The sequence below is a fragment of the Stenotrophomonas sp. Nf1 genome, from assembly GCF_003028475.1.
GTDB lineage: Bacteria > Pseudomonadota > Gammaproteobacteria > Xanthomonadales > Xanthomonadaceae > Stenotrophomonas.
Genome location: NZ_PYTV01000011.1, coordinates 60,336 through 73,512 on the forward strand (window position 1 = coordinate 60,336; position 13,177 = coordinate 73,512).

A 13,177-nucleotide genomic window follows, 5' to 3' on the forward strand; every position below is an offset into this window, starting at 1 on the left:
GCCATAGAACCGGGCCATAGCGTCTTTAGCTCCCTTGATCGCTTGGTAGGGCGTACCCCATACTCGTACCCCATGTAGGGCTGCGGATCAGGTCTTGCCTTGGGATGAGTGCAACGCTGGTTTGCGCCTTCCAGCGCGGGGTTAAGCGGAATGACCGCTCCTGGCCGGAAGCGGACGTTGGGATGGCGTGGAGGTTGGGCCGGTTGTGACGTCCGCTTTCGACCCAAAACGGACGACAACGGGCTTACCTAGACAGGATGTGTGCCCTAGGATTCGCCGTCGCTCTGGTTCGGCGCAGGATTCGTGGCGCGCGCGTTTTGCGCGGAGGTATTTCCACCTTGCTGCTTTTTCCGTTGCACCAACACATCAGTGCGAGCGCGTCCGCGCACCGTGTTCCACTGCTCGCGGCCGTCCGCGGTCAGCACGATGACGGCACCCTCACCCTCCAAGTACTCGCCGTGCAGCTCGCCATCCGGTCCGCCGTCCCGCCAGGAATACGCGGTTGCCACCAGCTCGCCATCGATGTCACGCCACGTGATCTGATCCACCGTTCGCCAGTGCAGCTGTTCGGCGGTATGCGGGTTTATGACCATTTCCCAGCGTGGCATCGCGCCCAGCCCGGGCCGCGCCACCAGCTGGACCGGCGAACCGATCGGCAGGTTGTGCACAAGTCCGGTTGGATCTCCCGTCGGCGGCAGGATCACGCCCAGCAAGCGCAACTGGCTCCACTCGTACAGGGAATCGAAGTGGCGGCCGCGGTAGCACGTGATTTCGCCCAAGACGAAGTCCGCGGCGGCATGATCAGCGACATCGTCGTTGACACCCTCCAACCACGGCGTCTCGCCGCCGCCGCCCTCGGGCAGGACCGGGCGCCTGACGAACGCCGGCCGCGCGTCGACGCCGGTACGAGGCCAGGCTGGCGCCAAATGTAACTCGTGCAGCAGCTCGTCGACGTGGTTGCCCGGGATGCGTCCGGCGGCCGCCAACTCGCCACCGACATGCCGCAGGGCGCGCAGCGCCACCATCACGTGGGGGTAGAAAAAAGTGTTATGCAGGCCAAACATCGACAAGCGGGCCCTCAAGCGGTTGATGCCCGCCTGACCGAAGGCTTCTACGCCGCCCCAGCTGTCGATCAGCTGTTGAACGCGACGGCGCACGTGATCCTCGGACACGCCGGCGATCTGGGCGAGCAGCTCAATGGCGTCCGGGAACGGCGCGCTCCACGCTGCGGGATCGGACACAGACGGGGGGCCGAAAGGCTGTGCTCGCAATTGGTCCGCGCGGTCGGGGGCGCCAATGGGCGGAAGCGCGAGGCTATAGAATGCCGGCATCGGCGTCCTCACCGGATCAACCTCGCGGCCCCAGCGGGTGGCGAGCCGCCGGGCGAGTTCCCGAATGCCAAAGTCGGCATGGCCGGTGAGGCCAACGACGAGCGCGACCAACTCGGAGCTGCGCTCCGCACGTGTCGCACTGTGCATCAGCCGCAGGCCGTCGATGACAACGTCATCCTCGTCACTCACTAGGAGGCTGACCATCAGTCGCGCGAACGCATGCGGATCGGCGGACGCGAGCGCGAGCGCCGCGCGGCCGGCATGCCAGCGTACGTCGGGCACCGGTAGCAAGAGCATGCGTTCGATCAGGGAGGCCGCGAGAGTGGCATCCGTGTGCACACCTTCATCGCTCACATCCTCGCCAAGTCGGTAGTCGCGCGTGGTCGGCAGCTGCTCCGCCACCGCGGCCCACATCGCCGCCCAGTCGGGCGACGCGGTGAGCACCGGCCAGATATCGTCAACATCCCACAGCAGAGCGCTGACCTGCTCTTCTCCCGCCACTAGTGTGGCGATGAAGTTGGCATAGGCCGTGGGGAACACTGCGTCGCCCTCCAGCTGCAGGCGCGCCGAGAAATAGCGGCGTAGGCCGCCACCCCAGAACGACGACCAGCGGGAGCTACTGTCATCAGCCGGCGAATAGGCGGCGACCAAGCGTGCCGCAGTCGCAAGATCGCCGCCGGATACCGCGCGGTCCACGAGGCCGAAGCGGCTTCTGTAATCGGCCTGCAGCTTGGGGTGGCGATCGAACAGGGCCAGCGCCTCAGGAAAGTCCGCGTCTGGCAGCACGCGTACAAACGCCGTCGAGGCATCGTGGCTAAGTTCCCCAACCGCGCCGTCCGTATCCAGGCGCGCGATCAGTTGCACCATGTCCGGCACGTTGTCGTAGCGAGTGGGCGAGTTTCGCATCCGGCGATGCAGACAGGGAGCGCCTTCTAGGCGTTGCAAGGCGGCGTCGACCGGGGTGACATCTTCGCCACGTGCGAGTAGCGCGGCCCGCAAGGCCGCCAGTGCATCCAGCCGCACGTCAATCAATGCGTGTCGCTCAATGTTCTCAAGCAATCGATCACGCACGCGGCCAAGCTGCTCGGGCACAGCAAGACGGATGGCGTCGTGCAGGAACTCACCTTCTTCTGATTCTCGGTAGTAGGCGGCGCGGTGGAAGGGCAGGCACAACGCGACCCACAGCTCGACACAGGGCAACACGCGCGATGGGTCGCGGCGCACGGTGCCTTTCATTAGTCCATCAACTATCGACGGGAAGTCAATCAATTCGTTCGCGAGCAAGGTATCGGCGACGCTGGACGCTAGTGATGCGCTGTCGGTGGCGGCCTCGGCTACGAGAACATGGGCCATTCGGTGGGCTGCATCACGCCCTTCGGTGGCGCCCATCCCGATTGCCTGGCGCGTCAGCACTCGAACCCGATGAGCCCGGGCGTGTGGGTCTGCCTGGTTGGCGGCTTGCAGCAAGTTGGCCCAGAAGGCGTACTGCGGATCCTTCTTAGCCCGCAGGGCGTAGCCCAAGGTCTCCTCGCGCTGCTGCGAGAGCAACTCTTGCGCGCGCTCGGGGCGTCCAATGCGCGCAAGCGCCCGCGCCAGCCTTGCCGTGCCGGCCAGGAACTGGCTGGGGGTGCGTTCCTCGCGCTGACCAAGCAATGCCTCCAGGCGAGCTTGCGCCCCGTCAACATCGTTGTTCATCCCGGCCACAGCCTCTGCCACCAGGATTTGCAACGGCGTGTGACGATCTCCCCGGAACGGGTGTTCGGCGAGCACCTGATCGAAGGCAGCCACGGTGCTTGCGAACTCCGACGCGCCAACGCGTGCCGCCGACCGGAGCAAGGAACGCAACACCTGAGGGGCCGCCTTGTCGAGCTGCAGGGCGTCCAAATGTTCGTCTACCCCGCCTGTGCCGGCCCGGCACACGTAGCGCATGAAGCTGGCGCATAGCTGTGCCGCGGCACCAGCGGCGACGTTTTGCGGTTCGCGTCGGCTACGCACAGCCAGCTCGCCGGCATCCAAGGTGAATTGCTGGAGCGGGCGCAAGACGGCCTTTCTAGGCGGCGGTGTCGGCGGTACCGGTGAGCCCATCCACAAGGCCAGTTCTGCTGCGTCCATGACAGCGCTGACTACGTGTCCTGTCTTGTCGAAGTCCGTAGCGTTGTCCAGTTCGTTCAGCGCCGGGGGCGACACGCCGTCATACAGGCCGCGCGCTTGCGCGATTAGACCGCGCCGCGCGGCAAGCAGTGCCGTGGTGCGACGAAGTCCCCGCGGCACCCGCGCGAGCGCCGCAGCGTCGGCGACCGCTTCGGTGAGCGCCGCGGTCGCCGAGGCGAGCTGGTCGGCACCGTCCGTCAGCAACTGCCGTGCGGCTTGGGTCGCCAGTAGCGCCCGTGCCGTCGGCTCTAGACGAAGGTCGGCGATCAGCGCATCGCGGTCAGCCAACGGATTGCGCTCGAGCGCGGCCAGCGCCGCGCGCGAGCGCAGCTGCGTGCCCACCTCTTCAGGCTCGTCGATCAGACCGGGCTCGCGTTGCAGCGCCTCGACGACCCGATCGATCCCCGCGACCAGTTCGGCGAGTGTCCGAAACTCGCTCGCCCGCTCGGCCCACCGGACAAATTCCTCCACGCGCATGGACGGCCCGTTCCTCATGCGGTCGCTGCCAAGGTTGTGCAGTGGTTCGATCTGCTCGAATAAGGTTCGCGCTCGATCCAGGTTGCCCTGCTTTAGCCATGCATCCACGATCAGGAAACCGTCACCCCCGACTTCATCGAGAAAATCTTCAGCCTCCTCGAGCAGCTCCAGTGCCAGTAGCGCCCGGAGCGACTCGTCCGGTTCGTCGAAGGCATCGGCGCGCCGATACATCTCGTCCGCGGCCAGGATTAGCGTAAAGGCAGCGGTTGGGTCGACCACCATTTGGAGGGAACGAAACGCGAGGCGAATGTCCGCGCGAATTTCCGACGCAGCGCGGCCGGCCAAGTATTGCGCGCGGAACAGCGTCGGAGTAGCCAATGCCAGCGCTTCGCTGTGCATACCGGCGCGCATCAGGTAGCGAGTCGCCAAGAAGCGCTGTGGCGAATTAGCGGGAGCCCGCGTGGCCAAATCCGCCAGCTGACGATAGGTGCTCGCCGAATAGTCTGCGTCCGGCATTCCGTAGCGCGTGCGGGTGATCCGGGTCAGGAACAGCCGGAAGCTGTTGTGGAAGATGGACCATGCGTGGCCTGAACGCTTGAGCAGGTGGCGAACCTGACGCCAGGTCCGCTCGATAGCAGCCGGTGGGTACAGGCTTTCCAGATCTCGCGGATCCAGCGGCGCTTCGGCCCGAGCCACCAAGCCCAAGATGTCGAGCACCTCGTTGTCTTCTCCCAGGCCGCGCAACGTGGCCGCGTACAAGGCGTCGATGTCGCCCACGTACTCGAACCCCTCGCGCAGAATCCGATCACGTGTAGTGTCATCTTGCGCCGCGACCAATGCCTGCAGCAGGTAGTGCGTCGCAAGCGGATGACCCAGGGTCAGTTCACGCAAGCGCGGCCGGGGCACCGCCGTCGGCACGCTGAGGGCATCGGCCATGGCAGCGATTCCCACCAAGGACAGCCCCTGCATCTCGACTTGGCGCTCCGCCACAGTGGCCTGGTCGTGAACGGCCGGGGGCATGTCTGGCAGGTCCACGCGTTGGGTACCCAGGATGAACAGCACCCCGTCAGGCACGGCTGCCGGCAAGGGCAAGTCGGCCAAGAACGATCGCGTCGGTCGCTCTTCGCGCGGCACATGGTCCAGGCCGTCGACGATGATCAAGGTGCGCAGGCCGTCGGTGGTAAAACGCTCGCCGGCCTGAGCCAGCAAAGCTTCAAGCTCCTCGCGGCGGTGCCGCTCGTTCTCGCGAAGGAACCGTACCCCCGGCAGACCGGTAGTACGCAGGCCAGCAGCCACGTCTTCCAAGAAGTCGGCCGATTCCCCGCGGCCGATGCCTTGCGCTCCGCCGGGCACGTAGGCCAAGTATCGCACGACCACGAGTTGTGACTCGGCTTCCAGCGCAATCTGCAGCAAGGTCGACTTGCCTGAACCGGGCGGGCCGACCAACGACACGTAGCCGCTTAGATGGTCTCGCACCACGCGCTGCAGTTGCGCTTCGGTGCTAGGATTGCGTTGCACGGCCACGCCGACAGGGAACTGGTGGCGATGTCGCGGCTCGTTCTCGGGCCAGCGCATCTCCTCGAGGAACTCGGTCCGCGTCCACCGATCACGTTCGGGTACGCGCGCGACCAAGTGCGGTAGCCGATCGGCGATTCGGTCGACTTGAGGCTGAGTTCGGCTCGTGATCCCGTAGAGCGCCGCAAAATCCGGCTGGTCACCGTGCATCAGTTCCAGGTGCTGGAAGAATTCCTCAAATTCGGGTTGGGTCAGCCCAGAGGCCGCCTGCAGATCGTCCAGGAACGGGCCAGATGGGGTGGCGCGCCACCCCGCCAGCGACCGGTCCGGATTGGCCTGCCACTCGGCGACGAACTGCCGTGTCGTGCCTCCGTTTCCGACGCGATCAGCGTCTGACGGCGTATCGTCCACAACGATCCGCAGGCGGACGCACACGTCGGGGCAGCTGGCTTTCAGCTGCTGCCAGGCTTGCACCAGCCCGGGCAGCAAACCGGATCCACCGGTCAGAAGCGTAGCGATTCGAAACGGATCCGGATCGCGACTGGACTTGAATTGGTGGCCGATGACTTCGTCGTCGAAGCCGAGTACGACGTCGTCAGCGATGCCCGCACACCGGTCCGCCACACCCACCCAGCGTAGCTGCCGGGTCTGGAGACCGTGATAGATGGCGGCGGCCGCGGACGCGTACTGGCGCGTGTAGCCGAACATCGCATTCCGCTCGCCTGCGCCAGGCGCGCGCCGAGTCGGTGTTGTACCGCCAGCGGTACCCTCGCCGCGGTCGACTGGATCAGGGGTGCTCATACCGTCATCTTAGGGAATCGTCTTTGCTCAGCACAGGTGCTTGCGCATCGCTTTGTGGCCATCAGAACGCAGATCAGGCGATCTGTACCGAGAAGCTGTCACCAGATCCAGCGTCCACTCTTGGCCTGAAGCGGTCGTGGGCTCGACATGACGGCATCCGACCCATTGCGGACGTTCAAGCCTAGCGCTCACCGGCCGCGATTCAAGCTACCTACTCCCCAGACTCGCGCTGGCATTTGCGACTGATGTATAACAGGACCGCAATGCAATTCATCGAATCGCATCAGGGGGTTGCAGGCCGGTCGGCCTCAGCGAGCATAGACGTATAACACGACTACGGTCGTGATAAATGGCAGTTGGACACCAGAATGAGCCGTCCCACGTTTTTCATATCATCGACGATATACGACTTCAAAGATCTTCGATCTGCATTGAAATATTGCCTGGAGGAACAAGGAGCAACAGTTCTAGCATCCGAGTTCAACGATTTTCCAAAGCCGGTAGATCAGCATAGCTACGACGCTTGTTTGACAGCCTTACGAAAAGCCGACTATTTCGTTCTCCTGATCGGTAGCCGCGTAGGCGGTTGGTTCGATGAGAAGAGAAAAATTAGCATTACCCAGCAGGAGTATCTGCAAGCGTACGAGCTTCATAAGCAAGGGAAAATGAAAATCCTTAGCTTCGTTAGGGGTGAGGTGTGGCAATACCGCGAACAACGCAACGAATTGGAAAAACTTCTGAAGGAGGAGGCGATTGATCCTGCACTTAGTAAGCGCTTGCTCAATGCCCCGAGCAAATTTGCTTCCGATGCAGAAGCGCTCTCGACATTCGTTAAAGAGGTTGGTCGAAACGCGGAGACGAAAAAGGCGCTTAGCGATGGTTCTCCACTTCCTACAGGCAACTGGATACACACGTTTACCAACTTCCGAGATATTTGGGACGTTATCCAATCCCAAGTTCTAACGGGCCTGCCGGTAGATCATCTGGCGTTTAGGCGCCTATTGGCACGTGAATTGACGGAAATCCTTAAGTCCGGGTTAATGAAGATCAAGGAGGGTTCTGTTTATTCGCCGATCGACGCTGTTGTGAACTTCCACAATGAGTGCCGAGTTTCACTTGAGGGTCGAAAGAATCAGCGAACCGTCGTCTGCAAGGTGCGTTGGAACATGATGTCCACATTCGGCATCCACCTTTTGGGTGCTCGTTTTCAGGCCCAGATAGTCAATCGCGCACTAGAGACTAGTCATTTTCTAGAATTCGATCGGGATATTAATGGGTTCATCGAAACGCCAGTGTATGAAGCGCTATTTAAGCTTCAGGCTGAAATGCGAGATCTAAATCAGGCAAATAGGGTGGAGGTACTATCGGTGATTTTCGAGAACTCCCCTGCTAGAAGGGGAGGCACGGGTGACACCATTGACATAGAAACAACAAAGCTCCTCACTTTTCTGCATCTAATGGACCGCTGGGCAAACGTTGTTCAACTCGGCCTGGCACTTCTCAAACACCTAAACGGAGATGACTTCGAAATGCCGTATCTTCGACCGCGCTCACCAATAGCGGACATGAATGAGGAAATTGCAGCCGAATCGACTTCGGATGAGGACGTTTTTAAATTTCTGAGGGAGTAGTGTGCTAGAAGAATCCGATTAACCAACATCGCCTGCACTGGCACTGCTCATATGGAACAGAAAAGAGTAGCCCGACTGTTGGGCGAGACTTCAGAGCCCGGGTCTTGCCTTGCGATGAGTGCAACACTGGGTTGCGCTTTCCAGCGCGGGGTTAAGCGGAATGACTGCTCCTGGCCGATAGCTGATCTGACGTCGATGAGGCATATAGATTGGAAGAGATTCCGAAAAGGACAACTGGATTCCCATGGCCGTATTCGATCACTCCCTGGTCACCCTCCGGCTCTTCGGGGATGACCTCATTCCAGACGAGGTCACTGCCTTGCTGGGCGCGAATCCAACCGCCGCGCATCACAAGGGCCAGCAACTCACAGGCAGTCAACCCGACGCCGTGCGCATTGCCAGGACCGGAAGCTGGCGACTCAGCGCGGCTCGGCGTGAGCCTGAAGATCTGGAAGCCCAGATCTTCGAGATCCTCGATCAGCTCACCAGCGATCTCGCTGCATGGCAGTCTCTGGCACCGTTCCGGCCGAACCTGTTCTGCGGCCTTTTCATGGGCAGCGGCAATGATGGTGTCTCGCTTTCGCCGCGCGCGTTGCTCGCCCTGGGGCAGCGCCGCATCGAGCTCGGCCTGGACATCTACGATGCCGTTGAAGAAGAGCCCACCGCTCCGCGCGCAGCGCTCATCAGTTGATGATCTCCCCACTCCCCGAAGCAACAAACGCCTTCAACTGTCGAACGAACTCCGTGTCGTAGAGCTCCCACTCGGTAATCTCCCCCACAATCCGCAACGGCTGCGCACTGCGATATGATCGCGTCGGGTTGCCGGGAAATTTCTTGTTGGTCACATTCGGGTCGTCTTCAAACGGACCGGTCGGCTCTACCACATACACACGCGGCCGCCCTTCACCCCGGGCCATCTCCGCAGCTAGGCCGGCGCCCTTGGCAATGGTGGTGAAGTAGATGTGGTTCATCACCACGCTGTCGCGATAGTTGGACCTGAAGCCCGCGCTCAGCAACTCGCCCACCGCCAGATCGGCGCGGGTGCCGTGATAGAACGGCCCGGCGACCTGGTCGCAGGTGTCATGCGTAACGGGTGTCCATTCGGTGTCCTGTGCCATCGGCACTGCCCCTGACTGTGCTGCCGGATCGACAGGCCGGCGAGTCTAGGGCGCCGCAAGGGCCTTGCGGCAAGGCCCCATCCGCGAAATACTCTGTAAGTGGGAGGCGCCGGGCGCCTCCTTTTTTCATTCTGCGGCGCTGCGGCCTTCCAGCTCGCGTACGGCCTTTTCCAGCGCGTCCAGCTTTTCGCGGGTCTTCAGCAGCACGGCGCGCTGCACTTCGAACTCCTCGCGGGTAACCAGGTCGAGCTTGGCCAGGCCGGCCTGCAGCGCGCTCTTGAAGGTGGCCTGCAGTTCCTCGCGCGATTCGCGCAGGCCCGGCGGCACCATGTCGCTGAGGCGACGCGCCAGGTCATCGATTTGGTTCAGGTCGATCATGGTGTGCTCCGTGAGTTAGGGCCCGTGCATCCTGCGCGGGCAGGGCGTTCAGGCATAAGGATACTGCTGGCCCCATGGCTGCGAACAGGCGGCAGGGGTTTCGCACGGGCCGCGTTCAGGCGCTATCCTCCACGCCGGAATACAGGAGATCGACGATGAAGATGGTCATGGCGGTGATCAAGCCGTTCAAGCTCGACGACGTGCGCGAAGCGCTGGCCGAGCGCGGGGTTACGGGGATCACGGTGACGGAAGTGAAGGGCTTCGGTCGCCAGAAGGGCCATACCGAGCTGTACCGGGGGGCGGAGTACGTGGTCGATTTCCTGCCCAAGGTGAAGCTGGAAGTGGCGGTGACCGACGACCAGGTGGAGGCCGTGGTCGAGGCCATCGTGAAAGCGGCCGGCACCGGCAAGATCGGCGATGGCAAGGTGTTCGTGTACGACCTGGGCAGCGTGGTGCGTATTCGTACCGGCGAGCTGGACGCGGACGCGTTGTAAGCCGTTTGGCGGGATGTTGTAGAGCCGAGCCGATGCTCGGCTGCATTTCGCGCGATGTACGCAGAGCAGCCGAGCGTGGGCTCGGCTCTACAGAACAGCAGTCGAGCAAGCTCGACTCTACGAAAGCGATCAGCGGCGCTTGGCCCAGGTGTAGAACCGCTTCCAGCCTTGGCGCACGGCGGCTACCCAGCCCGGGTCGGCCACCAGCGCGGCCTGCGCGGCACTCGGCGCCTGGCCGGTCACGCGCTGGCGGATCTTCAGCAGGTTCTTCATGTCGCTGCGGCGCATCTGCCGGCTCAGCGGGTTGCGCCGCAGCCAGCGCGGGGCGCGCCAGGCCGAGGTGAAATCCAGCAGCACCGGTACGCCGGCGCTGACCACCACATTGGTGCCGTGCAGGTCGTTGTGGGTGATGCCGGCGGCGTGCAGGCGGCTGAGGGCGTGCTGCAGCTGCTCGAACACTTCGTTGCCGACCGCCTGGGCGCTGCTGAGGGTCTGGCCGGGAATGAATTCCATGCCCAGCGCCAGCCCGCCCAGCGTGCCGAGCAGGGCCGGGGCGTGCTTCCAGCCGCCCAGGCGCTGCAGCATGCGCGCCTCGCGGCGCACCATCAGCCGGGCGATCAGCGAGACCGGGGTGCCGCGGTAGCGGGAGTAGTCCTTGACCACCGCCTCGCGCCCATCCAGGCAGGTGCGGTAGACATCGGGGGCGAGGAAGCGTTCGCCGCGCTTGAGCAGCAGCGGGCCGGCGGCGTCATCGCCGCAGGAGGAGGGGGGCAGGGCAGGAAGATACATGTCGGGGTCTCGGACGACCCGGTGGGTGGCGCAGAGCGTCAAGCGAACCGGTGTTACAGGAAGTTACTAAGCTTTCGTTAATTTTAGTACCCGCCAGTTCGGTATTCCACGATTTGTCGGAGAAATGTCGGGGTCGTGGCTGGAACAGTTCGTCGCGCCTGATCGGACAATTCTGTCTCACTTGTCTGGCAAGTCATTGATGATCAATCGCTTACAGCCAATGGCCGGCAGGTCGGGCACGCTGGGCTGAATGCGGCGCACGCCCCGCTTGACCCCGACGCACGCCCTGCCGACCATAAGCTGTTAATCCGCGACATCGGCGGCCGCCCCCTTCGGCACGTCCCCGCTCCCTGCCGCGTTCCCCACCGGTGCTGGCCGCCAGGCCGTGCATCGCCCCCGTTTCCCGTTCCGGCCACGGCTGGAGGAAAGTGCTTTGACCATCAAGATCGTCCTTGCAGTGCTGTTCGTGGCCTGCGTGCTGTACATCCATTTCCGCGGCAAGGTGCGTGCGCGCTGGTCGCGCCAGCTGCTGGACCATTCCAGTTTCATGGCCCCGATCAACGTGATCATGTACCTGTTCTCGAAGGTGCCGACCACGCCGTTCCTGGACCCGGGCAAGGAGCTGCCGCAGCTGGAGCCGCTGCGCCAGAACTGGCAGGTGATCCGCGACGAGGCGTTGGCGCTGCGCGATGCGCAGAAGATCGCCGCCTCCAGCAGCTACAACGATGCCGGTTTCAATTCGTTCTTCCGCCGTGGCTGGAAGCGCTTCTACCTGAAGTGGTACGGCCCGTCGCACCCGTCGGCCAAGGCCATGTGCCCGAAGACCGTGGCGCTGATCGAATCGATTCCCGATGTGCGCGCGGCGATGTTCGCGCAGCTGCCGCCGGGCAGCGAACTGCGCCCGCACCGCGACCCGTTCGCCGGTTCGCTGCGCCTGCACCTGGGCCTGAGCACGCCCAACGATGATGGCTGCTACATCGTGGTGGATGGGGTGAAGAAGAGTTGGCGCGATGGCGAGTGGATGATGTTCGACGAGACCTACATCCACCATGCGCACAACGAGACCGACCAGGACCGCGTGATTCTGTTCTGCGATATCGCCCGCCCGCTGCGCTTCGGCCTGCCGGGCCTGTTCAACCGTGCGGTGGCGGCCACGCTGCTGGCCGGCGGTGCCTCGCCGAACCTGCCGGGTGACCCGACCGGTGGCGTCAACAAGGCCTTCGGTGGCCTGTACAAGGTGCGCCTGAAGGCCAAGGCCCTGCGCGAGCGCAGCGTGGTGGCCTACCAGGTGATCAAGTGGGGCCTGGTGGTGGCGGTGATTGCCGGTATCTGGGCGCTGTGATCGAACGGCCGCCGGAAACGATGCGCGCCGGATCGTAGAGTCGAGCTTGCTCGACTGCTCTACGGCTGGGTGCAAAAGCAGTCGAGCAAGCTCGACTCTACAGACATGAAGAACCCGCGCTGTTGCCAGCGCGGGTTTTTGTTTGGATCAACCCTTCAATGCTGCCTGCACGAACGGCGGGGTCACCAGCACGCCGGTGTGCAGCGCGGCGGTGTAGTACAGGGTGTTGAAGGTCTTGGCGGCCGAGTCGGCCTGGCGGAAGTCGAAGCTGCTGTCGCCCTTGCGCGCCATGGTCACGCTCCACCAGCCGGTGGGGTAGCACGGCTGCGGGAACGGCAGGGTCTTGAACGAGCCGAAGCCGGCCTTGCCCATCTCGGTGCGCATTTCGTTGATCAGCTCCAGCTGCATCAGCGGCGATTCGGACTGCTGCACCAGGATGCCGTCGTCCTTCAGGGCCTTGAAGCAGCTCTCGTAGAAGGCCTTGTTGAACAGGCCTTCACCCGGGCCGACCGGGTCGGTCGAGTCCACGATCACCACGTCCACGCTGCCGGCCGGGCAGTTGGCCATGTAGGCCACGCCGTCGTCGAACAGCAGCTCGGCGCGGGCGTCGTCGTTGGAGTCGCACAGTTCCGGGAAGTGCTTGCGCGCCATCACGGTGACCTGCTCGTCGATATCGCACTGGGTCACGCTCTCCACGCCCTTGTGCTTGAGCACTTCGCGCAGGGTGCCGCAGTCGCCGCCACCGATGATCACCACGCGCTTGGGCGCGGCGTGGGTGAACAGCACCGGGTGGCTGATCATCTCGTGGTAGAAGAAGTTGTCCTTGCTGGTCAGCATGATGGCCCCGTCGATGGTCATCAGGTTGCCCCAGTCGGTGGTCTGGAAGATCTCGATCTTCTGGAACGGCGACTGCACCTCGTCCAGCTTGCCGGTGATGCGGTAGCCGATGGCCGAGCCGGTGCGCTCGAAGTGTTCGATGTACCAGTTGTTGCTGTCAGTCATGGAAGTACGGTCCTGTTCGGAGGGGTAAAGCCGGGCTGGCGGGCGGGGCCGCGTGGCACAGATGCCACATCCGGACGGATCGGCCCGTTCAGGTTCAGACCTGCCACGGGCGCGGGCGCGCATGATAACGAACCTGTGGGCATATAGG

9 protein-coding genes are annotated in these 13,177 nt (G+C 63.3%); 4 read left to right on the top strand and 5 right to left on the bottom strand.

The features are described 5' to 3' along the window. Positions 1-266: 266 nt before the first annotated feature. Positions 267-6,182, bottom strand: a complete 5,916-nt coding sequence (locus C9412_RS17960; RefSeq protein ID WP_107232867.1) for an ATP-binding protein — start codon at positions 6,180-6,182, stop codon at positions 267-269. 461 nt (positions 6,183-6,643) lie between these two features. Between C9412_RS17960 and C9412_RS17965 the strand changes: the two genes are divergently transcribed. Beyond that, positions 6,644-7,906 carry a DUF4062 domain-containing protein gene (locus C9412_RS17965; protein WP_107232868.1) on the top strand — a complete coding sequence of 421 codons (1,263 nt, stop codon included), beginning with the start codon at positions 6,644-6,646 and terminating at the stop codon, positions 7,904-7,906. Between the two features lie 244 nt (positions 7,907-8,150). Next, on the top strand, positions 8,151-8,597 hold the full coding sequence (locus C9412_RS17970) for a DUF4279 domain-containing protein (RefSeq protein ID WP_107232869.1): 447 nt from the start codon (positions 8,151-8,153) through the stop codon (positions 8,595-8,597). Here the strand turns inward: C9412_RS17970 and arr are convergent. Beyond that, complete coding sequence (gene arr / locus C9412_RS17975) at positions 8,590-9,024, bottom strand: NAD(+)--rifampin ADP-ribosyltransferase (protein WP_107232870.1); 435 nt, start codon at positions 9,022-9,024, stop codon at positions 8,590-8,592. The two genes, C9412_RS17970 and arr, sit on opposite strands and share 8 nt — an antisense overlap. 126 nt (positions 9,025-9,150) lie before the next feature. Continuing rightward, on the bottom strand, positions 9,151-9,402 hold the full coding sequence (locus C9412_RS17980; protein ID WP_057497962.1) for an accessory factor UbiK family protein: 252 nt from the start codon (positions 9,400-9,402) through the stop codon (positions 9,151-9,153). Positions 9,403-9,557: 155 nt separating this feature from the next. Between C9412_RS17980 and C9412_RS17985 the strand changes: the two genes are divergently transcribed. Continuing rightward, positions 9,558-9,896, top strand: coding sequence for a P-II family nitrogen regulator (locus tag C9412_RS17985; protein WP_005411374.1), 339 nt, complete (start codon positions 9,558-9,560; stop codon positions 9,894-9,896). 129 nt (positions 9,897-10,025) lie between these two features. On the opposite strand, the gene C9412_RS17990 is transcribed toward C9412_RS17985, so the two are convergent. Beyond that, a complete protein-coding gene (locus C9412_RS17990) occupies positions 10,026-10,685 on the bottom strand; it encodes an RIO1 family regulatory kinase/ATPase (RefSeq protein ID WP_107232871.1) in 660 nt (219 codons plus the stop codon). A gap of 433 nt (positions 10,686-11,118) precedes the next feature. On the opposite strand from C9412_RS17990, the gene C9412_RS17995 reads away from it, so the two are divergent. Continuing rightward, on the top strand, positions 11,119-12,027 hold the full coding sequence (locus C9412_RS17995; protein WP_057497964.1) for an aspartyl/asparaginyl beta-hydroxylase domain-containing protein: 909 nt from the start codon (positions 11,119-11,121) through the stop codon (positions 12,025-12,027). Between the two features lie 147 nt (positions 12,028-12,174). Here C9412_RS17995 and speE read toward each other — a convergent pair whose 3' ends face one another. Continuing rightward, the gene (gene speE / locus C9412_RS18000) at positions 12,175-13,029 is read right to left on the bottom strand and encodes a polyamine aminopropyltransferase (RefSeq protein ID WP_103282140.1); all 855 of its coding nucleotides are present in this window, start codon (positions 13,027-13,029) and stop codon (positions 12,175-12,177) included. Positions 13,030-13,177: the final 148 nt, after the last annotated feature.